This window comes from Stenotrophomonas sp., assembly GCF_032099025.1.
Lineage (GTDB): Bacteria > Pseudomonadota > Gammaproteobacteria > Xanthomonadales > Xanthomonadaceae > Stenotrophomonas.
Genome location: NZ_DAMCID010000001.1, coordinates 317,164 through 343,022 on the forward strand (window position 1 = coordinate 317,164; position 25,859 = coordinate 343,022).

Annotated in this window: 13 protein-coding genes and 1 pseudogene; 11 read left to right on the forward strand and 3 right to left on the reverse strand. The window is 67.2% G+C overall.

Features of this window, described 5'->3' with window-relative positions:
- The first annotated feature begins 58 nt into the window (after positions 1–58).
- From RT456_RS01365 to RT456_RS01395, 7 genes and pseudogenes are all read left to right on the forward strand, one after another.
- A complete protein-coding gene (locus RT456_RS01365) occupies positions 59–2,242 on the forward strand; it encodes an alpha-glucuronidase family glycosyl hydrolase (protein ID WP_313341482.1) in 2,184 nt (727 codons plus the stop codon).
- Entirely contained in the window at positions 2,239–4,260 is a 2,022-nt protein-coding gene (locus tag RT456_RS01370; protein WP_313341485.1) for a sialate O-acetylesterase, read from the forward strand. The genes RT456_RS01365 and RT456_RS01370 overlap by 4 nt, the downstream gene beginning before the upstream one ends.
- The gene (locus tag RT456_RS01375) at positions 4,260–5,948 is read left to right on the forward strand and encodes a glycoside hydrolase family 43 protein (RefSeq protein WP_313341488.1); all 1,689 of its coding nucleotides are present in this window, start codon (positions 4,260–4,262) and stop codon (positions 5,946–5,948) included. The genes RT456_RS01370 and RT456_RS01375 overlap by 1 nt, the downstream gene beginning before the upstream one ends.
- A 29-nt stretch (positions 5,949–5,977) precedes the next feature.
- Positions 5,978–8,632, forward strand: a complete 2,655-nt coding sequence (locus RT456_RS01380; protein ID WP_313341907.1) for a glycoside hydrolase family 3 C-terminal domain-containing protein — start codon at positions 5,978–5,980, stop codon at positions 8,630–8,632.
- 10 nt (positions 8,633–8,642) lie between these two features.
- Positions 8,643–10,106, forward strand: a pseudogene (locus tag RT456_RS01385) (MFS transporter); the annotation flags it as partial.
- 33 nt (positions 10,107–10,139) lie between these two features.
- Positions 10,140–11,105, forward strand: a complete 966-nt coding sequence (locus tag RT456_RS01390) for a glycoside hydrolase family 43 protein (protein WP_313341910.1) — start codon at positions 10,140–10,142, stop codon at positions 11,103–11,105.
- Positions 11,106–11,112: 7 nt separating this feature from the next.
- On the forward strand, positions 11,113–11,925 hold the full coding sequence (locus tag RT456_RS01395; RefSeq protein WP_313341491.1) for an aldose epimerase: 813 nt from the start codon (positions 11,113–11,115) through the stop codon (positions 11,923–11,925).
- Positions 11,926–12,835: 910 nt separating this feature from the next.
- Here the strand turns inward: RT456_RS01395 and RT456_RS01400 are convergent.
- Positions 12,836–13,363: a DUF6622 family protein gene (locus RT456_RS01400; RefSeq protein WP_313341493.1), complete on the reverse strand. Its 528-nt coding sequence runs from the start codon at positions 13,361–13,363 to the stop codon at positions 12,836–12,838.
- Positions 13,364–13,525: 162 nt separating this feature from the next.
- Here RT456_RS01400 and RT456_RS01405 point away from each other — a divergent pair, with 162 nt between their 5' ends.
- The 4 genes from RT456_RS01405 to RT456_RS01420 all read left to right on the forward strand — a co-directional run bounded on the left by RT456_RS01405 (position 13,526) and on the right by RT456_RS01420 (position 22,026).
- A complete protein-coding gene (locus RT456_RS01405) occupies positions 13,526–15,463 on the forward strand; it encodes a hypothetical protein (protein WP_313341496.1) in 1,938 nt (645 codons plus the stop codon).
- 256 nt (positions 15,464–15,719) lie between these two features.
- A complete protein-coding gene (locus RT456_RS01410) occupies positions 15,720–19,544 on the forward strand; it encodes a M48 family metallopeptidase (protein WP_313341499.1) in 3,825 nt (1,274 codons plus the stop codon).
- Between the two features lie 77 nt (positions 19,545–19,621).
- A complete protein-coding gene (locus tag RT456_RS01415) occupies positions 19,622–20,227 on the forward strand; it encodes a hypothetical protein (protein ID WP_313341502.1) in 606 nt (201 codons plus the stop codon).
- 413 nt (positions 20,228–20,640) lie between these two features.
- Positions 20,641–22,026, forward strand: coding sequence for an aldehyde dehydrogenase family protein (locus RT456_RS01420; RefSeq protein WP_313341505.1), 1,386 nt, complete (start codon positions 20,641–20,643; stop codon positions 22,024–22,026).
- 60 nt (positions 22,027–22,086) lie between these two features.
- On the opposite strand, the gene RT456_RS01425 is transcribed toward RT456_RS01420, so the two are convergent.
- Both RT456_RS01425 and RT456_RS01430 read right to left on the reverse strand, forming a co-directional pair.
- A complete protein-coding gene (locus RT456_RS01425; protein ID WP_313341508.1) occupies positions 22,087–23,622 on the reverse strand; it encodes a DUF6519 domain-containing protein in 1,536 nt (511 codons plus the stop codon).
- Between the two features lie 19 nt (positions 23,623–23,641).
- Positions 23,642–25,855 carry a hypothetical protein gene (locus RT456_RS01430; protein ID WP_313341511.1) on the reverse strand — a complete coding sequence of 738 codons (2,214 nt, stop codon included), beginning with the start codon at positions 25,853–25,855 and terminating at the stop codon, positions 23,642–23,644.
- Positions 25,856–25,859 lie beyond the last annotated feature (4 nt).

Consider the following 25,859-nt stretch of genomic DNA (forward strand, 5'->3'; position numbering starts at 1 on the left):
CTTACAAGGTTTGCGGCCACGGCTGCGGCTACGAACGGGTGTCGAGCGGTGTCATTGGATGTTGGCCGCCGCAATCGCCTTGATGGCCTGCTCGCCCAACGTGCGCGCCGAGGATGGATACGCCCTGTGGATGCGCTACGTCCCGCTCGAACCCGCACTCGCAGCGGACTACCGCACGCAGCTGGGCGAGGTGGTGGCGCCCGATCAGACGCCCTCGCAACGCGTTGCACGCGAGGAGCTTGCGCGTGGCCTGAGCGGGCTGCTGGGTCGCGCGCCCCGGTTCCAGCCTGCGGCAGCCGGTGAGCACGGCGTGGTGCTGGGTACCCCGCAGTCGTCGGCGTTGATCGCGCCGTTCCGCGGGGCGGTCGAATCGCTCGGCGACGAGGGCTACCTGCTCAAGGTGACGCGGATCGGCGGTCGCAACGTGCTGCTGGTGGCCGCGCGCGACGACATCGGCGTGCTGTACGGCGTGTTCCATCTGCTGCGCCTGTTGCAGACGGGCGCGTCACTGAACGGCCTTGACGTGCGTGAATCGCCAACGCTGCGGCTGCGCGTGCTTGATCACTGGGACAACCTGGACGGCCATGTCGAGCGCGGCTATGCCGGGCGCTCACTGTGGGATTGGCAGACGCTGCCGGAATGGCGCGACCCGCGCTACACGGACTACGCCCGCGCCAACGCGTCGCTGGGCATCAACGGCACCGTGCTGAACAACGTGAATGCCAGCGCGCAGAGCCTCGCGCCGGACTACCTGGCCAAGGCGGCCACGCTGGCGGACATGTTCCGGCCGTACGGCATCCGCGTGTACCTGAGTGCACGCTTCAGCGCCCCCATCGAACTGGGTGGACTGAAGACCGCCGATCCTCTCGACGCGAACGTGCAGCGCTGGTGGCGCGACAAGGCCGATGAGATCTACGCGCGCATTCCGGATTTCGGCGGCTTCCTGGTCAAGGCCAATTCGGAAGGCCAGCCCGGCCCGCAGGACTACGGCCGTACCCATGCCGACGGCGCCAACCTGCTGGCCGACGCGCTGGCACCGCACGGTGGCGTGGTGATGTGGCGCGCGTTCGTCTACGCGCACGACGTGCCCGCCGACCGCGCCACGCAGGCGTACACCGAGTTCGCCGGACTGGATGGCGCGTTCCGTCCCAATGTGGTGCTGCAGGTAAAGAACGGGCCCATCGACTTCCAGCCGCGCGAGCCGTTCCACCCGCTGTTCGGGGCCATGCCGCGCACGCCGCTGATGATGGAAGTGCAGATCACCAAGGAGTATCTCGGCTTCGCCACGCATCTGGTCTACCTGGGGCCGCTGTACGAGGAGGTGCTGCGGGCGACTACACAGCGTCCGCACGGCGCCACCGTGGCGCAGTCGCTGACCGGCATGGCCGGCGTCGCCAACATCGGCACGGACCGCACCTGGAGTGGCTCCCACTTCGACCAGGCCAACTGGTACGCGTTCGGGCGCATTGCGTGGAATCCATCGCAATCTGCCCGCGACATCGCGGCGGACTGGGCGGCGATGACGTTCTCGCCAGAGCCCGCCGTGGTGCAGCCCATCGTCGGCATGATGATGGCTTCGCGCGAGGCGGCGGTGAACTACATGACCCCGCTGGGCCTGCATCACCTCATGGCACGCGGGCACCACTACGGGCCGGGGCCGTGGGTGGACGGCGGCCCACGCGCGGACTGGACCTCGGTCTACTACCACCGCGCCGACCGCAACGGCATCGGCTTCGACCGCACCGCGCAGGGCAGCAACGCCGTGGCCCAGTACGCTCCTGTAGTGGCCGCGACGTATGGCGACCTGTCGCTGGTGCCGGAGCCGCTGCTGCTGTGGTTCCACCACGTGCCCTGGGACCACCGCATGGCCTCAGGGCGTCCGTTATGGGACGAACTGATAGGCCGCTACTCGCACGGCGTGCGTGAAGTACAGGCGATGCAAGCCACCTGGGCAACCCTGGCCCCGGCAGCGCCCGTTGCGCCCGTTGCGCCCGTGCCACCCACCGCCGTAGCGCGGGGCGCTGCCCCGTTGCCGCATGCCGTGGACGCCCAACGCCACGAACAGATCGCGGCCTTCCTCCGAATCCAGCTGCGCGAAGCGCAATGGTGGCGCGACGCCAGCGTCGCGTACTTCCAATCGATAAGCGGCCGGCCGTTACCGCCGGGCGAAGCCGCACCCCCGCACCCCCTGTCGTACTACGCAGCACTGCAATTCCCTTCCGCACCGGGAGACGGGCGATGAGCAGATCAGGCTGGGTAGTGGTCGCGGTTCTACTGGGCTGGGTCTCGCCTTCACTGGCCCAGCAATCCGTGACGCCCCTGTTGCACCCGCTGTTCCAGGACCACGCCGTCCTGCAGCGCGACCAGCCGATCCCGGTCTGGGGCCGTGCCGAGCCCGGCGCCACCGTCTCCGTAACTATCGCACGCCAGGCCGTCACCACCGAGGCGGATGCAGACGGACGCTGGCGCGCGACGCTGCTGCCCATCGCGGCGGGTGGCCCTTACGTTCTGAACGTGCAGGCAGGGCCGGCCACCCAGACCGTGAGTGACGTGCAGGTGGGCGACGCGTGGCTGTGCGCCGGCCAATCGAACATGGAACTGCCGGTGCGCCGCACGCTCGATGCCGACAGCGAAATCGCATCGGCCACGCACCCGGACATCCGCCTGCTCACCGTACCCAAGGCCGCAGCCGTCGGGCCACAGAACGGTTTCTCCGGGCCCGTGTCATGGAACCCCGCATCACCGGACACCGTGCGCGACTTCTCCGCCGCCTGCTACTACTTCGCGCGCGAACTGCAGAAGACCGTCAACGTACCGATGGGGCTCATCCAGTCGGCGTGGGGCGGCTCACGGATAGAGGCATGGACCAGCGCCGATGCGCTGCGTGCGCAGGGCGGAATGGACGAGGCGCTGGACGTATTGGCGCTCTATTCCAGCGATCCTGCTGCGGCAAATGCGCAATGGGGAAAGCACTGGGAACAGTGGTGGATGCAGCGCGAGGGGGCAACACCCGGCGATGCACCCTGGCAGCCCGGCGCAGACCCCGCAGGATGGCAGGCAGCACCGGCCCAGCTCGGCGCCTGGGAGCGATGGGGCGTACCGGCGCTGTCCGCCTACAATGGCATGGTCTGGTACCGCACACAGGTGACACTGACCGCCGCACAGGCAGGGCAGGGCGCACGCCTTGAGCTGGGACCTGCCGATGAAACCGACGTGACCTGGGCCAACGGCGTGGCCGTGGGCAGCCAGAACGCCCCGGGAGATGCGCGGTCGTATCCGCTGCCGCCCGGACTGCTGAAAGCAGGCACCAACGCCGTGGTGGTCAACGTGCTGGACACCTGGAGCGACGGCGGACTGGCCGGCCCCGCAAGTGCACACGCCGTGCGGCTCGACGATGGCACGCGGATCGTCCTGCACACTCCCTGGCAGTACCGGGCAGCACCCGGCAACCAGGCACCGCCGCTGGCGCCGTGGCACGCGGCCACGGGCCTGTCGACGCTGTACAACGGCATGATCGCGCCGCTCGGAAACTATGGCCTGCGCGGCATGCTCTGGTACCAGGGCGAATCCAACACCGGGGACGGTTCGGCGTACGCGGCAAAGCTGCGCAGCCTGCGCGATGACTGGCGCAACCGGTTTGGCACGCAGACGCCGCTGCTGGTCGTGCAGCTTGCAGGCTATGGCCAACCGCCCGTGGCGCCGGTGGAAAGTGGCTGGGCCCAAGTGCGCGAGGCGCAGCGGCGCGTCGCGGCGGAAGACCCGCACACGGGTCTGGCGCTGGCCATCGACATCGGCGATGCCTACGACATCCATCCGCCGAACAAACAGGAACTCGGCCGGCGTCTGGCGCGGGTGGCCCGGCATGTGGTGTATGGCGAACAGGCACTCGCAGCCTCCGGCCCGACCCCAGGCAGCGTATCCCGCACGTCGGTTGAGGTGCGGATTACCTTCGACGGCGTCACTGGTGCGCTGGTCACCACGGGTGCGAACGGTCCTATCGGCTTTGAGCTGTGCGATGCCGAGGCGAAGCACTGCACGTATGCGGATGCCCTGCTGGATGGGCGCGATGTTGTGCTGTCGTGCCGGGATTGCCTGGATTGCCTGGATTGCCTGGAGCCGGCCAGCGGCCGGCACTACAGTAGCGACCACGTGCGTGTCCGCTACTGCTGGGCCGACGGCCCGGTCTGCACGCTGCGCGACAGCAGCGGTGCCCCCGCAGGACCGTTCGAGCTCTCCCTCACCGATACAGGTGCCCCGTGATGCGACTGCTGCTTGCCACGTTACTGCTGCTGTCCGCCGCATGGCAGGTGCGGGCGGCCACACCCGCGCCCCCGGTCTACTTCGACTGGTTCGAATACGCCGGAAATGATGCGGCGTTTGAACCGCCGCTGCCCGCCGGGCAGTACCGCAACCCGATCCTGGCCGGGTTCCACGCGGACCCCAGCATCGTCGCCGCCAACGGCACGTTCTACCTGGTCAATTCCAGCTTCACCTATTTCCCCGGCATCCCGGTGTTCGAGAGCGTGGACCTGGTGCACTGGAAGCAGATCGGCAACGTGATCGATCGGCCCACCCAATTGGACTTCGACGGCCTGAGCGTCTCGCGCGGCATCTTCGCGCCGGCCATTTCGTATCACGAGGGCACCTTCTACGTGGTCACCACGGCCGTCGACAGCGGCGGCAACTTCATCGCCACCGCGCGTGATCCTGCGGGACCGTGGTCCGACCCGCACTGGCTGCCGGGCATCGAGGGCATCGACCCCTCGCTGTTCTTCGACACCGATGGCCGCGTGTACCTGCTCAACAACGACGTGCCGCCTGGCCCGCCACGTTACGAGGGACACCGCGCGATCTGGATGCAGCACATCGACCTGGCCGCGTTCAAGCCGGTCGGCCCGCGCAAGGTGCTGATCGATGGTGGCGTGGAGCCGGCCAAGAACCCGATCTGGATCGAGGGGCCGCACCTCTACCAGCGCGATGGCTGGTACTACCTCTCCGACGCCGAGGGCGGCACAGGCCCGCAACATTCCCAGGTCGTACTGCGCAGCCGCGATGTATGGGGGCCGTACATTCCGTATGCGGGCAACCCGATTCTGACCCAACGCGACCTGCCCAATGACAGGCAGTTGCCGATCACCAATGCCGGCCACGCCGACCTGGTGGAAGGCCCGGACGGTTCCTGGTGGGCGGTGTTCCTGGCCAGCCGGAACTACGACACGCGCCACTACAACACCGGGCGCGAAACCTACCTGCTGCCGGTGCAGTGGCGTGATGGCTGGCCGGTGATCCTGCCCGCCGGTCAACCCATTCCATATGTGGCCAAGGCGCCTTCCTGGATGCAGGGCGATGCCGCGCAGGTACCGTCCACCGGCAACTTCGTGGCGCGCGACAACTTCGATGCACCGGCGCTCGGCAACGAATGGCTGCGTGTGCGCGTCCCGAAACAGGCGTGGGCGGATCTGCGCGAGCGTCCGGGCTACCTTGCGGTGCATCCGCTGCCAGAGAACCTGGACACGCTGCGCAATCCCGCTTTCCTCGGGCGGCGCCAGCAACACCTGCGTTTCGAGGCCAGCACGCAGATGACGCGCCCCGCGGCGGGCGTGGCGGCCGGGTTGGCGGCATTCCAGAACGAGGCCTACTGGTACTTCCTTGGTGTACGCAGCGCCAGGAAGGACCGCGTGGCGGTGTTCCTCGAAGCGCGCGACGGCAGCGGGGTGACCAAGGTGCTGGCCACCAAGGAGCTGGATGCATCCGCGTCCTTGCGCCTGAAGATCACGGGCGACGAGGACAAGTATGCGTTCGCGTTCGACGGCGGCGACGGTCACGGCTGGCAGACCCTGGCCGCTGACGTGGACGGAACCGTATTGAGTACGGATCGTGCAGGCGGCTTTGTCGGCGCCCTGCTGGGACCATTCGCGCGCGATGAGCGTGCCTTGAGGAGCAACTGATGACGCGCAGGCCCCGGCTTTCCAGCCCGATGTTCCGCACGCTGGCGCTTTGCGCCGCGATCACCCTGGCGACCGTCGCCAACGCCGCCGAACCGCAGCCGTGGCTGGACACCTCCGCCAGCTTCGAAACGCGGGCGGCGGCGCTGGTCGCGCAGATGACCCTGGAAGAGAAGGCGGCGCAGATGCAGAACGCCGCGCCCGCCATCGAGCGCCTGGGCGTTCCCGCCTACGACTGGTGGAACGAAGGCCTGCACGGCGTGGCGCGGGCAGGCCAGGCCACTGTGTTTCCGCAGGCCATCGGCCTGGCCGCCACCTTCGACGTGCCGTTGATGGGGCAGGTGGCCACCACCATCAGCGACGAGGCGCGTGCCAAGCACCACCAGTTCCTGCGCGAGGGCTCGCATGCGCGCTATCAGGGGCTGACCTTCTGGTCGCCGAACATCAACATCTTCCGTGATCCGCGCTGGGGCCGGGGCCAGGAAACCTATGGCGAGGACCCGTACCTCACCGCGCGCATGGGCGTGGCCTTCGTGCACGGCCTGCAGGGCGACGACCCGGTGTACCGCAAGCTCGACGCCACGGCTAAACACCTGGCCGTGCACAGCGGCCCGGAGGCCGACCGCCACCACTTCGATGCACGGCCCAGCAAGCGTGATCTGTACGACACCTACCTGCCGGCGTTCGAAGCGCTGGTGAAGGAGGGCCAGGTCGATGCGGTGATGGGTGCGTACAACCGGGTCTATGGCGAGTCCGCCAGCGCCAGCCAGTTCCTGCTGCGCGACGTGTTGCGCCGTGACTGGGGCTTCAAGGGCTACGTCGTGTCCGACTGCTGGGCCATCGTCGATATCTGGAAACATCACAAGATCGTGCCCACCCGCGAAGCCGCGGCAGCACTCGCGGTCAAGAACGGCACCGAGCTGGAGTGCGGCCAGGAATACGCCACGCTGCCGACCGCCGTAGAGCAAGGGCTGATCAGCGGAGCGGAGATCGACGATGCGGTCACGCGCCTGTTTACCGCGCGCATGCGGCTGGGCATGTTCGACCCGCCCGAGCGCGTGAAGTGGGCGCGGATACCGGCCTCGGTGAACCAGGCCCCGGCGCACGACGCGCTGGCGCTGAAGGCCGCACAGGAGTCGCTGGTGCTGCTGAAGAACGATGGCGTGCTTCCGCTGCCACGCACTCTCAAGCGCATTGCGGTGGTCGGCCCGACCGCCGACGACACCATGGCACTGCTCGGCAATTACTTCGGCACACCAGCCGCACCGGTGACGATCCTGCAAGGCATCCGCGACGCGGCCAAGGGCGTGGAGGTGCGCTATGCGCGCGGCGTGGACCTGGTCGAAGGGCGCGACGATCCCAGCGCGACCCCGCTGATCGAACCGACCTACCTGCGTCCTTCTGCCGATTCCCCGGAACGCGGCCTGCGCGGTGAGTACTTCCGCACGACCGATCTTTCCGGCACGCCGGCGCTGGTGCGCACCGACGCCCAGATCGGGTTCCGCTGGGACCGGGGCTCCCCCACCGACAACCTGCTGGCCCGTGGCGAGGCGGCACCGGGGCAGGGCATTCCGGCCGATGGGTTCAGCATCCGCTGGAGTGGCCAGCTGTTGCCGCCGGTGTCGGGCCGCTACCGCATCGAGGCCGCCGCAGATGATGGCTTCCGCCTCTACGTGGACGGCAAGCGCGTGCTGGACCAGTGGGCCAACGCCGACCGGCTGCACGGCGATGGCGTGGAGCTGGACCTGCAGGCGGGCCGTACGTACGACATCAAACTCGAGTACTACGACGCCGAGCGCGACGCAGGCGTGCGGCTGGGCTGGCGCATGCCCGGTGCGAAGCCGCCGTTCGAAGAGGCACTCGACGCCGCCCGCAACGCGGACGTGGTGGTGTTCGTGGGCGGCCTGACCGGTGACGTGGAAGGCGAGGAAATGAAGGTCAACTATCCGGGCTTCGCCGGCGGTGACCGTACCGACCTGCGCCTGCCCGCGCCCCAGCGTGCGTTGCTGGAGGCACTGCACGCCACCGGCAAGCCGGTGGTGATGGTGTTGACCGGTGGGTCGGCACTGGCGGTGGAGTGGGCGCAGGCAAACCTGTCCGCCATCCTCATGAGCTGGTATCCCGGGCAGCGCGGCGGTACCGCCGTGGGCCAGGCGCTGTTCGGCGACGTCAACCCCGGCGGCCGGCTGCCAGTGACCTTCTACACGGCGGACCAGGCCATGCCCGCGTTTGACGACTACACCATGGAAGGCCGCACCTACCGCTACTTCCGCGGTACCCCGTTGTATCCGTTCGGACACGGGCTGTCCTACACCCGGTTCGACTACGGCACGCCGCGCCTGGATTCCCCACGCATTGCCGCAGACGGCTCCCTCAAGGTGCAGGTGGAGGTGGCCAACGCGGGCAAGCGCGCGGGCGATGAAGTGGTGCAGCTGTATGTGCGGCGGGTTGGGGCCGGACCCGGCGATGCACAACAGGCGCTGCGCGGCTTCCAGCGCCTCCACCTCGCTCCGGGCGAGCGCCGGACCGTGGCATTCGATCTGCACGCGCAGCAGGCGCTGCGCCAGTACGACGAGGCGCGCGGCGCCTATGTCGTGCCGCCGGGGGCGTACGAGGTGCGCATAGGCGGCTCCAGTGCCGACGCCCGCGTGCAGTCCCGCTTCACCGTGGAGGCGAACCGTGACTGACCCTGGCCGCCTGCCGACCGCCGAGCACACGTTGTCGATCCGCGAAAAGCTGGGCTACAGCCTGGGCGACCTCGCCGCGAACCTGATCTTCCAGACGCTCATCACCTACCTGGCGTTCTTCTACACCGACGTGTACCGGCTGCCGCCCGCCACGGCCGCGACGATCATCTTCGTCGTCGGACTGCTGGGTGCCTTCGTGTTCACCCCGCTGATCGGCATTGCCGCCGACCGCACCGCCAGCCGGTGGGGAAAGTTCCGGCCGTGGATCCTGTGGACGGCGGTGCCGTTCGGCGTGCTTTCACTGCTGGCCTTCAGCACGCCGGAGCTGGGCGCGCGCGGCAAGATCATCTACGCCCTGACCACCTACGGCCTGCTGATGCTCGTGTACGCGGCCAACAACCTGCCGTACTCGGCGCTCAGCGGCGTGCTCACCGGCAGCATGGCCCAGCGCAACAGCCTGTCGGCCTACCGCTTCGTGGCGGTGATGATCGCGCAGTTCATCATCCAGGTGCTGTTGCTGCCGCTGGTGCTGATCCTGGGCGACGGCGATCGCGTGCTGGGCTTCGAGCGGGTGATGACGGTGTTCGCGGTGGTGGGAACGGTGTTCTTCCTGATCACCTTCGCCACCACGCGCGAGCGCATCGTACCCGCCAAGGAACAGACCGGCGGCGTGCTGCAGGATCTGACCGACCTGCTGCACAACCGGCCGTGGAAGGTGATGCTGGCGCTGACGGTGCTGGTCTTCATCAACCTGGCCCTGAAGGGCGGCACCTACATCTATTACTTCCAGTACTACATGAGTGAGTCCGCCCTGGCGGGCTTCCTCGACAACACCGGCTTCAACCGCTTCATCGGCGGATTGAATGCCGCGCTCAACGGCATGGGGCTGTCGGGCTTCGCGTGGCCGGAGGACCCGGCGACCTCGGCGTTCAGCCTGTTCAACGCCTGCGGCATCCTCTGCATGATCATCGGCATAGGGGTCTCACGCCGGCTGGCCGACCGCTTCGGCAAGCGCGATGTGTTTGGTGGGGCGCTGCTGGTCTCCACCGTGTTCCTGCTGGTGTTCTACTTCTTCCCGCCCACCGCAGTGGCCGTGGCATTTGTCTCCTTCATGCTGCACGGGTTCTTCTACGGCATCACCATCCCGCTGCTGTGGGCGATGATCGCCGACGTCGCTGACTACTCGGAATGGAAGAACAACCGTCGCGCCACCGCCATCATCTTCTCCGCGATGCTGTGCGGCCTGAAGATCGGGCTCAGCATCGGCGGTGCACTGGTCGCCGGCATCCTGGCGTACTACGGCTACCAGGCCGGCGCGGACCAACAGCCCGAGGGCGTGGTCAACGGCATCCGGCTGACCGTGAGCGTCTACTGCTCCCTGCCGTTCCTGGTGGCGGTGGCGATGCTCTTCCTCTACAAGATCGACAAGCGCATGGAGAACCGCATCGAGCAGGACCTGCTGCAGCGTCGCCAGGGGAACGACCTTGGCCACCTTGCCGCACACGCCATCTCCCAGCCGCTGGTGACCCACATCTACACGGCCGATCCGTCGGCGCACGTGTTCGAGGGGCGGTTGTACATCTATCCCTCCCACGACATCGACGCCGGCACGCCGTTCGACGATGACGGCGGGCACTTCGGCATGGAGGACTATCACGTATTGCGGATGGACAGCCCCACGGGCCAGGCCACCGACTGCGGGGTGGCGCTGCATGTGCGCGACGTGCCCTGGGCGGCGAAGCAGATGTGGGCACCGGACGCGGCGCACCGTGACGGACGCTACTACCTGTATTTCCCGGCCAAGGACGGGGAGGGGATGTTCCGCATCGGCGTCGCGGTGGCTGATCGCCCCGAGGGACCGTTCAGGGCCGAACCGGAGCCGATGACCGGCACCTACTCGATCGACCCGGCCGTGTTCGAGGACGACGAGGGTGCGCAATACCTCTACTTCGGCGGCATCTGGGGCGGGCAGCTGCAGAAGTATCGTGACAACCGCTACGACGCGGCGCACGAGGAGCCCACCGGGGCGGCGCCTGCATTGGGGCCGCGCGTCGGTCGGCTGGAGGCGGGCATGACGCAGTTGGCGGAGCCCACCCGGGAGGTGGTCATCCTGGACGAGCACGGGCAGCCGCTGCGCGCCGACGACCACGAGCGCCGGTTCTTCGAAGGGCCGTGGCTGCACAAGTACCAGGGCCGGTATTACCTGTCGTACTCCACCGGCAACACGCACCTGCTGTGCTACGCCGTCGGCGATAGCCCGTATGGCCCGTTCACCTATGCAGGTGTGATCCTCAAACCGGTAGTGGGCTGGACCACGCACCACTCCATCTGCGCGTTCGAGGGGCAGTGGTATCTGTTCTATCACGACGCTCTGTTGTCGGGCGGGGTAACCCACCTGCGCTCGGTGAAGTGCACCCCGCTGCACATGGAGGCCGACGGCAGCATCCGGACCATCGATCCCTATGCCGCCTGAAAGCCGGTTGCCGATTGACGACGCCGAGGCACCGCTGCCTGCCGGCCGCCTGCACTGGCTGCGGGCGGGTCGGCTGGAGGTCGCGCTGGCACCGGAGGCAGGCGGACGGATCGCCCAGATCCGCTACGACGGCGTGGACTGGCTGGTGGACGCGCGCGAGGGTGGGGCAGCCACCATCGCCTGGGGCTGCTACCCGATGGTGCCGTGGGCCGGGAGAATCCGGCACGGGCGTTTCGATTTCGACGGCAGGGCCTATGCACTGCCGACGAACTTCGGCGACCACGCCATCCACGGTGTGGGGTTCGCACTGCCCTGGCAGATCGATAGCGTGGAGACGGACAGCGCCACACTGTCTCTCAAGCTGCCTGAGGATCGCTACTGGCCCTTCGGCGGGACGGCAACGCAAGCCATCCACCTGACGCCCAACAGCCTGGCGCTGCGCCTCGCCGTGCAGGCCGGCGCCCAACCCATGCCGGCCGTACTCGGCTGGCATCCCTGGTTCCGCAAGCCCGACCAGCTGCTGTTCTCCCCCGAGGCCATGTACCCACGAGACGAGGAGGGCATCGCCAGGCTGCCACTGGTAAGCGCATCCCCCGGCCCATGGGACGACTGCTTCATCAACCACGCGGACATAACGCTGGTATCCGCAGGCCAGCGCCTCCGGCTGCGCGCCAACATCAACCACTGGGTGGTGTACAACGCTGCCCCACACGCCACCTGCGTCGAACCCCAGACCGGCCCACCCAACGGCTTCACCCTCGCACCCAACCGGCTCGAACCAGGTCAACACCAGGCGCTACGCTTCGAATTGAGGTGGTAGGGTCGGTTCCCAAACGACCGCCGATAACGGTGATCGGCACGGTAACGCATGACCCGAATCGAAAGCGCGCAGGCTGCGCCCAATGTCATGCCCTAAAGGGGTAATCACCACCCCGGCCGTTGATCGGGATGCAACCCTACCGGTGGCCGAGCTCGGCACACGGGGCTATAGTCGGACGGAAGGCTCGGCCCAAATCGACTCATGGAAGGTCAATGAACTGGTTCTCACGCCCGCCAAATCAGCCTTATCGAAACCTGTTTTTCGCGGCATTCATTGGCGTCCCCGCCGGGTACCTCGTGAACGCGCTCCTGATTTCCCTGGTAGGGTCCGTGTCACTTTCGAAGACAGTGACCGTCATCACCAGTGCGTTGCTTTTCTCGTTATGGGGTTACGTAGTCATGGTGCTGGCGCTTCTGGTGTACGGGCTTCCCGCACTCTGGTTGGCCCTGAAACTTCGCCTTGCCGGTCCGGCGACAGCGTTCGCAATCGCCCTTCTCCCTGGACTGTACAGATTGGTCAAAGACTGGCCCTACTCGATACTCCTCTTTACACCGTTGGCCGTATGCGCAGCCACGGGCCTGGCATTTGTAGCATTGGCCTATCGGGGCGCCGCGCAACCGCATCCATTTCGGAAACGGTAGGGTAGGTTCCCAAACGACGACGTGCTTGGATGCACACGTGGTGCGGCCGCAGGACGCGGAGGAGCACCACTGCCGATAGCGGTGATCGGCACGGTGACGCATGACCCCATATCGAAAGCGCGCCGGCTGCGTTCGAGTTCATGCCCCAAAGGGGTAATCACCACCCCGGCGGTTGATTGGGATGCAACCCTACCGTCGGCCGGCATTCAGCGGCCCGGCCGGCATGCAGCAGTGCGGCAGGCACAACCGCCCGGGTGCGGCCATGCACCTCAGCCCGCCACCTTCAGATCATTGCCCGGCGTTGCGCGGCGCCACGCCGCCAGGTAGCGAAGGTACTTGCCGATGAAGGTGCCGGTGAAGCCGCCGGACAGCAGCAGATAGGCAGCCCGGAAACCAATATCCCCAGCAAGCGTCGGCGACATCGCAAGCGCGGATTCAAACCCGTACTTCACCGCAAACGTCACCAGCAACAGCGGCAGCAGGCTGTAGTCCGCGCCGCGCCACAGCCTCCCGGTTGCACGGTTGGGGGTGAGCGTCGAATGACGCAGCAGCATCCAGCCGATGCCCGCGCCCACGCCGATTCCGACCAGCCAGATCGCCCACGCTTGCCAGGATGCACCGTAACGGGCACTGATCGACCACAGACCCCACGCGGTGAACAGGGCAGGCACGACGGCCAGCCTACCCAGCGAGACTTCACCCGGCTTCATGGCGGCGATGCCGCGCGTGATCAGGAAGACCAGAAGCGCCCAGACCCACAGGGGGGTGTGCGAAACGAAGAGCTGCAGCATGTTCATGGAACGTCCTTGGCTTGGGGTGGGGGCCGGCCGTACAGGGCCGTGCGGGAATGAGGTAATTCTCCCGTTGCGCTGAATTGGAACAAGTGACAGCTGTCAGCCATCGGGAAGTACAGGTTGCCGGCTACCATAGGGTCCTTTCAGTACGCTCAAGATCGACGGATGACGAAGCACGACACGGACGCCTTGCAACGATTCGACGCCAGGCGCGCCGGCGCCGCCAGATGTGCCAGGCGCATGGCCCAGCCGGCGGTGCTGGTCCTCGCGCTCGGCATCGCGCCGGCATGGGCTGAGGCACCCCAGGCATTTGTCCTGCAGGCCAGCGGGTTCGAAACTGCCCTGGTGGCGAACGAACAGGGTCGCCTGATCCAGGAGTGGCCGGGGCGACCCCAACAGATCGCGCCCAGTCGGTGGGTGGCCGTGGATTTCGACACAAGTCGCAGCGTGTGGTTCGATGAAACGGGCCGGGTTTCCCTGCGGGGCCCGTATGTCGAGCTCCGATCCGACGCACCGTTTGAGCGCCATCCGGAAGACCCAGATCCAACTCCACTGTTCAGCGCATGGTCCGAGGCGGGGACCGGGCTGATGCGGGCCGATGGAAGCAGCTTCGTGGGCTGGCAACCCGGGAGCGGCGAGTGGGCCATCACGGCACATCCCCAGCGTTACAGCTGGCGTTCGCGGGAAGCCGGCGAGCGCATCTTCGATGCGCATGGGCAACTGCGCATGCAGCTCGCCAAGGGTGAACTCCGGGCAGCCGGCCCGTTCCCGGACCGCCCGCAGTATCTGGTCTGCGATCTCGAACCGGGCACACCGTGCGCATTGCGCGACGAAGCAGGCAACACGCTGTGGACCGAGCGCATCGACAACCTTCTGCCGCTCAACAACGGGGGCTGGCTTGGGCTGCAGGGCAGGGCGTGGCGCAGACTGGATACACGCGGCCAGCTGACCGGTGATCGCACGCGTATCTACGTGGTGGGCTACTCATCGCCGCGGTCGCGCAACCTCGCCTCTGAAGACCTGGGCAGCTGGCCGCGCTGGGCGACCGAATACCGCGTCATCCGAGAAGATGCAGAGGGCATTTTTGCAAGCGAAGCCGGCGCCGTGGGCGGCCTCATGTACCCGGATGGGCGCTTCATGGCGATCGCCGGCGCGACCAAAGGCGAGGAGATCTGCCCAGGTATCTGGCGCACGACCATGGGCGACGCCGGTGACAAGCTGGTTGATGCGGATGGCAAAGTGCTCGGGCCATTCTCGGCATACGCGTGGAAAGAAGTCGACGGGCGTCCCGAGCTGAGGCAGGCGATTGCGGAAGACGGGCAGGAGACCTTGGTGGACTGCAGAGGAAAGCTGCTGGTTCAAACGCCGCCACTGAGCCGCCTAAGCGCAGAGGCCCCAGGCTTCTTCGGCACGCTGGACGGCGAATCACAGCCACGGCTGTGGCTCGACGCCAAGCTCGGCGAGCACCTGCTGCCAAAGGATACTTGGATCGACCAGGTCAGCGCTGATGGCGCATTGCTCCTCGTGCGCAGCGACGCGGAGGGGCTTCGCCTGTATCACGTAAAACGCCAGCGCTTCGTGGGCGAGACCATCAGATATGCAGAAGCATTGCTGCCAGGTGGCGTCGTGTTCCTGCGCGATGGCTATTACGGTTTCATGGATGCAGATGGAATCGAACGGCTGCCGGCTCGTTACACTGCGATCACCCCTTGGGGAGAGGATCGCCTGTGGACGTCGCGCTACCTCGCCGATGACGCGCCGGGCAGGATCGCAACCCTGCATCGCATGGACGGCTCGGTCATCGCCAGCTGGTTGAATGCCTCCATGAGCGACAGCCCCGTGCTGCGCAGCCTCCCCAATCAAGGGTCGCTGACGGAGCTGATCGGCCCGACCTTCGAGCGGGCGGATGGAGAGTACTTCGGGCAGCAATGGGTGGACCGCAACGGCCGAACCCTGTTCCTTTCAATGCAATGCAAACTCGGAACAAGCGAGGCCAAAGGCGGCGTGATTGAACCGCTCACAGGGCCCGCTCGACGCCACGGCACCCATTGCACGATTCCGGACGACATCAGAGTCGCAATGGCCGCAACCACCAACGATTGAGCGGTAACGCATGACCTCACATCAAAACGCGCTGCCTGCGTTCGAGGTCATGCCTCAAACGGGTAATAACCACCCCGGCAGTTGATTTGGATGCAACCCTACCATCGAATGTTCCGGCGCCCATCGACGGTTTGCGGGCAGATGCGCGGCGCCTCAACAACGTGCACAATCGCCCCGGGACCGGGCATGACGCCGGGTAAACTCCGTGTAATGTCCGGGGGTCAGCACGGAGCAGGACAACAGGGGGATGTACATAATGGATTCGCTCTATCCGGCGGGGCCGTCGGCCGTGCCTGCGCAACTCACCGCACCCAGCTCCGCCTATCGCCGCCATGCATGGCTGGCGGTGGCCGGTCTGCTCAGTTTCGCCTTTGCCTACTTCGCCCTGATGGGCTGGTTTGGCTGGACCGCTTACCGCGTGTTCCGCACCCTGCTGGCCGGGGAGGGTGGCAACGCGTTTGCCAATGTCCTCGTCGGCGGGTTCTCCGTGTTCCTGGTCGCGTTCATGGCCAAGGGGCTGGTCTTCCTGAAGCGTGGGCAGACCTCCAAGGACATGGAACTCAAGCCGGCCGACCAGCCTGAGCTGTTCGCCTTCCTGCACCGCCTGGCCGACGAGGCCGGCGCGCCGCGCCCGAAGCGGGTGTACCTGTCGCCGCGGGTCAACGCCGGCGTCTTCTACGACCTCTCGCTGGTCAACCTGCTGCTGCCCTCGCGCAAGAACCTGGACATCGGCCTGCCGCTGGTGAACGCCCTGAACCTGGGCGAATTCAAGGCCGTGCTGGCCCACGAATTCGGCCACTTCGCCCAGCGCACCATGGCGGTGGGGCGGTGGGTATACGTTGCCCACCAGATCGCCAGCCAGCTGGTGGCTCGGCGCGACGCGCTCGACACCATTCTGGCGACCGTGTCGCGGCTGGACTTCCGCATCGCCTGGATTGGCTGGAGCTTGTCGCTGATCGTCTGGGCCATCCGCTCGCTGGTGGACACCGCCTTCAGCGTGGTGGCGCTGTCCGAGCGCGCCCTGTCGCGCGAGATGGAGTACCAGGCCGACCTGGTGGCCGCCTCGCTGGCCGGCAGCGATGCCCTGGTGCATGCCTTGCACCGCCTTGGCGCGGCCGACGATGCCTGGGGCAGGACGCTCAGTTTCGCCTCGCGCGAATTCGCTGCCAGCCATGCCGTGGCCGACCTGTTCGCCGTGCAGACGCGCATGCTGGCCAACCTGCGCCGGGTGTCGCCCGACCCCCTGTATGCCGAGCCGCCGCAGCTACCCGAGCGTGAGCGTGAGCAGCACCGCGTGTTCCGCCAGGCCATGGTGCGTGCGCCGGAAATGTGGTCCACGCACCCGGCCAACATCGACCGCGAAAACAACCTGAAGCGGCGCTATGTGGAGGCGGTCATCGACGAACGCCCGGCCATGCTGCTGTTCCGTGACGCCGACGCGCTCAAGCACCAGCTCTCCAACGGCCTGCTGCGCGAAACCCCGCCGGCGTTCGCTGATGGCGAGGAATCGCTGCGCCGGCTCGATGCCGAGTTCGATATCCGTGCCCTGCAGCAGCGCTACCAGGGCACCTACCTGCGGCGCTCCTTCGTGCGTGGCGTCGCCACGCCGGCCGAGCTGTTCCTCGGCCCACTCGAACCGCTGAACAACGACCAGCTGCGCGACCGCATCGCCGCCCTGTATGCGCCGGCGCACGGCAAGGCACTGCAGCAGCTGCAACTGCTGGAGGACGAGCGCGCCACGCTGGAGGCCGCCCGCGCCGGGCACCTGCGCGCATCGGGCAACCGCGTGCATTGGCGTGACCAGGTGCTGGACACCTCGCGACTCGGCCCGGTCATCACCACACTGGATGCGGAGATCGCGCCACTGCGGCAGGCCGTGACCCAGCACGACCAGGAATGCCGCACGCTGCACCGGCTGGCCGCGCGCCGCAGTGGGGCTGGGTGGGAGGCGCTGCTCGAAGGGCAGGTGGCCCTGCTGCACTTCTGTGAGCACACCGAGGCCGACCTGCGTGACGGGTACGGGCTCTTCGTCAACGTGCTGCAGGTAGTCACCGCGGACAAGCGCGTTTCCGAGAACGAGCTGCGCCGACTCATCGTGGCCGCCAGCCGCGTGCAGCAGGCGCTTGTCTACCTCTACGACACCGCCGGCAGCTGCGTGATCGATGAGACCGTGATCGCCCACGGCGGCAAGCCGTTGGTGGAGGCGCTGGGCAAGCTGGGCCTGAGCGCGCCCGTACAGGGCAACATGGACAACTGGGTCCGCAATGCAGGCGACTGGGTCAACCACACCTGCGGCGCGCTGTCACAACTGCGCGCCGCCACGCTGGAAGCCCTGCTGGCCAACGAAGATGCCGTGGTGGAACGCCTGGATTCGACCGCGGTGGCGCCCGCTGCGCCGGCCCCGTCGCAGCCCCCCAAGGGCTATCCGCTGCTGCTGCCAGGCCAGGAGCGCAAGCTGCAGACCAAGCTGGGCTGGTGGGACAGGTTCCAGACGGCCGATGGCTGGGCCGCCAGCGCCGCCCGCGCATCCGCAGCGGCGGCGATTGTCGTGGGTGTGCTCGTGTTCGGCATGCTGACCGGCACCGCCACGGTGTCGCTGTACAACGGTTTGGGCATCCCCGTGCAGGTCACCCTCGACGGTAACACCGTCGCGCTGGAGCCGCTGCAGAGCGCGACCCTGGACGTGGAGCCCGGCATCGCCCACAAGGTGGTCACCCACACTGCGGACGGGGAGCTGATCGAGTCCTTCGACAGTGAACGCATGACCGGCCGCTCGCACTTCACCTACAACGTGGCCGGTGCAGCGCCCCTGATCCAGTGGTGGGCGGAATATGGCGGCGCAAAGGGCAACCCGGACCGCATGCTGGGTACGCAGCGCTGGTCGGCCACCGATGCCGACTTCGTGCTGCAGGAACCGCCCAGCACCATCCAGACCCAGAGCTACGAAAATGGCGGCACGCGCTCGGTAGTGACGGCGATGGGCGATCGGGCGCCGCGCCGGCAGATCGAGCTAGTGGGCGACGACGAGCAGATGAAGGCCATGATCCTGGCGCATGCGCGCTGGGATGCACCCGGCTCGCGGAACCTGACCACCTGGCTCGCCATGGCGGCGCGGGACCCGGACATCCTGCCAGGCCTCATCGCTGAGCGGCTGAAGCGCTACCCCGAAGACGTCGCGGCGCTGCGAATGGAGCAGGACCTGCATATCGGCCAGACACCCGCCGCGGCGTGCGAACGCCAGACGCAGATGGCGGCGAGCAAGCCGGAATCGTCCTCACTGGCCTATCTGGCCGTGCGCTGCATGGCCGATGGCCCGGCGCAGGACGAGGCGTTCCTGGCCGGACAGCGCCGCTGGCCGCAGGAGCCCTGGTTTGCCCAGGCGGCCGGCTACGTGCTGGCCTCGCGCAGCGACTGGGCGGGCGCCAACGAAGCCTGGTCGCAGGCGGCGACGGCGCCGGCAACGTCGGAGTACGTGGCGCTGGAGCTGGCGCGCGTCAAGCGCATGCTGGGCGCCAGCAATCCGGAGCTCAAGTCGCTGGCGGGCCAGTCTTCGCTGCTGGCCAACATGCTGGCCATCGACAGCGATGACGCCGTGGGTTCGCCCTACGAAGCCTATCTGAAGCTTGGGCAGGGCGAGTACGAGCAGGCGGTGCAGCTGGCTCAGCCTGACGCCGAGCTGCTGCCGCGCATGATTCGCATGATCGCCGCGTCCGACGGCGCGCCGAGCGAATACGTCGAGAAAGCCATGGCGATGACGGCGGAGCAGGGGATCGATCCGGATTCGGTATGGGCCACCTGGGCGCTGGCGCTGCGGCACGGCCGCGAGGAGGCAACCTGGCGCAAGGCGGTGCTGCTGTCTACCAATCCCGACGAAGCGGCGCGCGTGGTGGCGTTCGTTGACGCCGTGCGGGCCAATGCCAGCGTGCAGCAGGCAGAGGCAGTGCTGGGCCGGGTCAGCCCGAGCAATCGTGGCTATGCCTATACCGTTGCGGCCGTGCTGCGCGGCAAGTCTTGCCCGGCGGTGTGGCGCGAGGGGGCCAACCGGTTGCTGTTCGGCAGCGAACGCCCGCACCTGATCTGAGGTACTGGTCATGGCGGGAGCGGATCCCGCCGTGACCAGATTTCGCTGTCTCACCCAACCGGCATAAGGGGCATGGCATGACAAACGTCCTTGCGTTCACCACCACTCGAAACGCCTTGGTACGCGTTTTGGGTCTGACGCTGCTGTGTACGCTGGTGCTGGCGAGCGCCAGCTGCAGTCGCATGAGTCAGTCGTGGAAAGAGGAAGTGCGGCTATCCGACGGCCGACTGATCGTGGTCAAGCGCACCGCGAAAGGGACCATGTTGCGCGATATGGCGATGCGCCCAACGGGCTGGGAGCCCGGGGAGACCACGGTGCGGATCCCGCACACGGACGGGGATGTCAAACCGCCCGTGTGGCGATCAAGCCTGATTCCGGTCGTCATGGACTACGACCGGGCCACATCGACGTGGTCGGTTGTGGCCACTTACCTGTTCTGCGGCGAGTGGTACGACATGGGCCGCCCGGCATCGCCGTACGTGCAATACATTTCGGTCGGCGGGGAAGCGTGGCGTGTCGTGCCCCTGCAACCGGGCTTGATTGGCAGGCGCGCAAATCTGCTGACCCACATTCAACCGACACACATGTCGCCCATGGTCCGGGAGCAGTACAAAGAAATGGCCTGGCGCCGGGCCTCGGCAAAGTACAAGTCGATCTCAACGACCTGGAAAACCAACTGCTAGTGCGTCACCCCATCACGCAATGGCCAATTACATGCTCGGGGCAGGGGAAGTCAACGGTAGGGTCGGTCCCCAGACGACTGCCCTCAGACGATCAACACCCGGTAACGCATGACATTAAACGAAGCGCTGCGTGCCCAACCCCCCATCTGGAAGAACCCACGACCAACGTGCCTGACGGACCGCGAAAGCTCTGTTCAAGGGTCATGCGTTACCGGGTGTTGACGGTTTCAGGGCAGTCGTCTGGGAACCGACCCTACCAGCGGCGTTGTTCCCCGCAGCGAGATGGCGTGCGGGCGAGCAGCCAACGCAGTGAATCCCACGTGACGCACACCACTCAACACTTCACTGCATGGAAACCGTGACGGTGCAACGCTCACCCGTCCATTTCCTCCCCCATGAAGTGCAGCCTCTCCATGACCCAGAAACAGCTCACCACGATCAACCCACTGACCGAAGAAGTGATTGCCACCTATTCGTACATGTCGGACGAAGAAGCCGCCGCCGTAGTCCAATCCAGCCACAACGCCTACCTGGAATGGCGCCTGCGCTCCTTGGAAGAGCGCGCAAAGGTGGTTTCCGCCATCGCCAAAGCACTTCGCGATCGCAAGGAAGAGTTCGCCCAGCTGATGACCCGTGAGGTCGGCAAGCTCATTGAAGACAGCCGTACCGAAATCGAGCTGTGTGCCGGCATCTGTGACTACACCGCCAAGGAGGGTCCTGTTGCACTGGCCGATGAGGAACGCAGTGTGGAGGGTGCCACCGGCATCGTGACCCATGCGCCCATCGGCGTGGTGTACGGCATCCAGCCGTGGAACTTCCCGGCCTACCAGGCGATCCGCTACTCCATCGCCAGCCTGATGGCCGGCAATGGCGTGCTGCTCAAGCATGCCGAGAGCTGCACCGGCAGCGGCCTGCTGCTGCGTGACATCTACGAGAGTGCCGGGTTGCCCAAGGGGCTGTTCGGGGTGCTGCTGATCAGCCACGACCAGTCCAACGACATCGTGGAGAATGATCTGGTCCGCGCCGTGACGCTGACCGGCAGCGAGGCAGCGGGGCGCACCGTGGCCGCCAAGGCCGGCGCGGCGCTGAAGAAAACGGTGCTGGAGCTGGGCTCCAATGACGCCTATCTGGTCCTGGACGACGCGGACCTCGACCTGGCCGTGGCGACCTGCGTCAAAGGCCGGCTGTTCAACAACGGCCAGACATGCGTCAACGCCAAGCGCTTCATCGTCACGGAAAGCAATTACGACGCCTTCGTCAGCGCGTATGCGAAGCAGTTCGAGGCGATCCGGATGGGCGACCCAAACGCCACGGATACCCAGCTCGGCCCCATGGTCTCCAAGGCGCAGCGCGACAAGCTGCACGAACAGGTGAGCAGGAGCGTCTCGCAGGGCGCGCGTCTGGTGGTGGGCGGTGAACTGCCCGACCGCACCGGCTGGTTCTACCCGGCCACGGTACTGGCGGATGTGGCGCCGGGTCAGGTGGCCTATGAAGACGAGTTGTTCGGCCCCGCTGCGGCCATCATCCGTGCCAAGGACGATGAAGACGCGCTCCGTATCGCCAATGACAGCCGCTACGGGCTGGGCGGCGGCATCTTCAGCCGCAACGTGCAGCGCGCCCGGGAACTGGCGAGCAAGTACTTCGACACCGGCATGGTCTTCATCAACACCTTCGACGTTGCATCGCCCGCGCTTCCGTTCGGTGGGGTAAAGGCATCGGGCTATGGCCGTGAGCACGGTCCGGAGGGGTTGAAGGAGTTCGTCAACGTCAAGTCGATCAAGATTCCGGCTGCCGCCTGACGGTTGGCCGCTCGAACGCGGGGTGACGGCAGCGCCGCCCCGCACTGAGTGTTGCACCTCTCAGCCATCCTTCCGCTTGCGCGGGGTCTTTTTCACCACGGGCACGATGAGGGGGTCGCGTTTCGTGGACGGGTTGCTGTCCAGCGGATCGCGAGGCGCAGCGCAGGTACTGGCCGGGTAGACCAGGCAGGTGCACGGCGCCAGCACGCCAGGCGCGCCAGTATCCGACAACCCGACGAAACCCAGCGGTGCATGGAAATAGCGGATGCCGTGCGGTGCTTCCGCCACGGCGTTGCCATCTCCATCGTGGGGCCAACCGGTATCTCCGGTGGTACGTACCGCGGCCTGCCAGTAGTCGCCGCTCACATACTCCCCGTCCGGGTCGAAACGCACCTGCAGACCGTCTTCCAGGTCGATCCAGTCGTCCTCCCGTCCAGACGACGGCCGCAGCGGCACCGCGCCCTCGTCGAGGCTGACGTCACCGCGGGCCTGCTGGTCCCAGCGGCGCACCTTGCTGGTCGCGGTCGCCTGCCGGGGTGCGTCCGTCGCCAGCACCAGCTCGTCGCCGTCGACACTGGCGACGCGGCACAGCGCGCCCGGTAGCCCGTCCAGGTCATCGCCCTCGTCGCTGAGCTCCACCCACTGCGCATCGACGAACCCGCGCGTGCTGGCCACGCGCAGGCGTTTACCGCCGCCGGATATCCACCGCGTCACCACGCTGCCGTTGTCGCGCGACCATTTGAACGTTGGCGCGCCGCTTTCGCTGCCGCGATGGATCTCAATGCGATAGAGATGGTTCTCGGTGCCACGGTAGGCAACCTCGGGATCGGTCACGCAGGGATCGTCCAGGCGCTCGGGCGGTTGCAGCCGCAGCGCCATCGTTGCCCCGGCGTCGCGTTCGAACAGATGCAACGGCACCGCGCAGGCCTGCTCCGGGCTTTCGCGAAGCAGGTCGCGCTGCGCCACCAGTGCGTCCAGCCGTGCCTGAAGCTGCGCCCGTTCGGCCTCGTCGTCGGTCTGCTCGATGCGCTTCTTCCAGCCTTCGATGCGCCCCTGCAGGCGCTTGTCCACCTCGGCAAGATCGAGCGCGCGCACCTGCCACACCACCTGCGAGCGGCTGCAGGTGTCCGGGCCGCCGAGCGCTACTTCGCGCAGGTGCGGCATTTCGATGCTGGTGACGTGGCGCTCCCACACCTTGAGATAGACCCAGAACCGCGAATCGTCCCGGTTGGCGCTGCCCAGCCAGCGGCGTAGCGCGTCCATCGGACCGTCCTTGCCATCGGCCGGGGTGTAATGCGGCTGGGCCAGGTAGTCGCAGCCGTCGCTCTCGCATAGCAGCCCCTGGACGTAGTAGCGGCCGGCACCGATCTGCAGTCCCAGGCCGTCATCGTCCTCCAGCACCAGGCCGAAGCCCGGACTGCCGGCGGGCGCGGCGTAGGGACCGAACAGATCCAGCGCCAGCGTGCGCAGGTGGTGCAGGAGGATGGCGCCCTGTTCGTTCGGGTCGGCGTCCAGGGTCACGCGACCCTGCTGCAGCAGTACCTGGCTGAAGTGATGGCGGGGATCGAAGCTGACCCGCGAGAAATCGCCTTTCATGGGGTGTTCCTTGTATGGTTCAGTCCGCGAACAGGAGCCCGACCGTCATGCCGGCCGGCGTATGTTGGTCCAGGCGCGCGCGCAGGTTGGCCTCGCGCTGGGGTTCGTAAAGATCGTGATAGGCGCCCATTTCCGAGCCGTCGTCGGCGCCGCGGCGGATCTCCAGCGCGGTGTCCGGCGTCAGCCGCGCGTAGCCGGGCAGGCCGTAGCGGCGTGACTCGAAGCGCGGCTGCACGCGCTGGCGTTCGGCGTCGATCAGGGTCGTTTCGATGGCGTCTGGCAGATGGCGCGCGCGCACCGCCGCCACTACCGCGTCCGGCTGGCAGCGGTAGCGCCGCGGCGAGCGGCAGTGGCAGGGAATGTGGCAGTAGCGCACGCAGCCGATCTGGCGTCGCGCCACGTTGAGACAGGCGTCGAACACGCTGTTCTCTGCCAGCTCGACGGCGTGCACCTGGACCTGGCCGAACACCGTGCTGTCGCGCAGGGTCAAGCGGACATGGGCGACCGCCGCATCCATCGCCCCGATCGCATCGCCGCTGCCGGCGGCATCAATGATGCTGTCCGTGATGACCAGCGCGATCGGATCGGTGCCCACCTCATCCTGGCGCACCTGGATCGAGCCGACGATGCTGTGCTCGATCTGGACGCGGGCCTGCACGCCCAGCAACTCCAGGCTCGGTTCGGACGCGCGCTCGGGCCCACAATCGCAGCCGATGCCCCAACCCGGTACCAGCGTGCAATGCCGGATCGCCAGCTCGGCGCCGCAGGCAGGGGTCTTCGCCGCCTCGTCGGCATACGCCTGCGGGTCGTGCGGCGCACTGACCTGCATCGGCCGCCCGGCAAGCAGGATGCCCTCCAGCGCGAAGCGGCTGCCCACGTCCAGTTCCACGCCGAGCGCGTCGGGCAGGTCGGTCTGCCAGTCGATCAGGCGGATGACCGGCCGCGTACCCGTGGCGGCGCACAGCGTCAGCGACTGGCCGGGACGCAGGCGCACGTGCACCGGCTCGACCCACACGCCGCTGTGCATCAGCTCGATGACGGCGTGGGCGGGCGCATCTTCCTCCCACTTGCGCAAGGCATCGCCGAGGCGCGGCAACGACGAGACACCGCCCTGGCCAACGCGATACAGCGTGAACGGTGCCGGTGGCCGCCGCGCGGGACGCGGATACTCGCCGCCACCCAGATCGGCCGCAAAGCCATAGTGGTAGCTGACCCGCACGCCTTTCTTGGGCACCTGGTCCGGCGGAAACATCAGCCGTCCGCGCTGCGGATCGATCGCGACCTTGCCGCGCGGCGGCCGGTAGCGCCAACCGCTCAGGTCGGCCACCACGATCGCGTCGACCGGCACCGGCACGCTGCCATCCTGGCCGGCCCATTGCTCTGCCCAGACCGCCAGGCTGGCGTCGGCGCCGTAGTCCTGGTGCAGGTGTTCGCGCAGATCGCGGCGATGCAGCGGCAGCGGCAGGTTCTGCTCGTCGGCCTGGTGGAACGCGTCCGGCTCCGGCCGCGGCATGCGGTACAGCGGCGCATCCTGGCCAAGCACGCTGAAGGTGAAACACTGTGCGCCGGCGTCCTCCACGCAGTAGGCCGGCGTGCGGGTGACCGGATAGCTGCGCATGCGCCAGACATGCACGCCGACGCTGGGCACGTTGTACCGGCCGCGGCGGTGGCGCGACTGGATGCGGCGCAGGTCGACGCTGTGGGCCAGGGTGTCGAACGGACTCTCGCAGCGGTCCAGCGCGAGCATGTCGCGCAGGTCCGCCGTGCCCAGGCGCTCGGCATGCAGATGGTTGAGATGCTGTGCCCGGTCGAGCAGGCGGAAGTACTCCTGCGCGCGCGCCGGCCATCCGCTCACATCGAAGGCCAGGTCTTCCAGCAATGACACCGTGCCCTTGCGGCGCCGCTGCGCGATCAGATGCGCGACCTCGCGTCGCGGCACGCGGACCCGCTCCAGCGCCTGGGTGCCGGTGCCTTCGCCCAGCGCCGCCTCCACCGGCTGATAGCCGAGCAGGTCGGCGAGGTAGGGCACGGCCCAGTCCTCGGCGGTCTCGATGAACCAGTTGTCGTACAGCCGCGCGATGTCGTCCTCGACCAGGTTCACCTGCTCGGCGATCACCCGCAACAGGGCCTGCAGCGGATACCCCTGTTCGGCGTCGCGGATGCGGTGAACGGCCGGCAGCAGCCGGTACAGGCGGTCTTCGCGGGGAAGCGTGTGCAGTGAAGGAAGGTCCATGTCT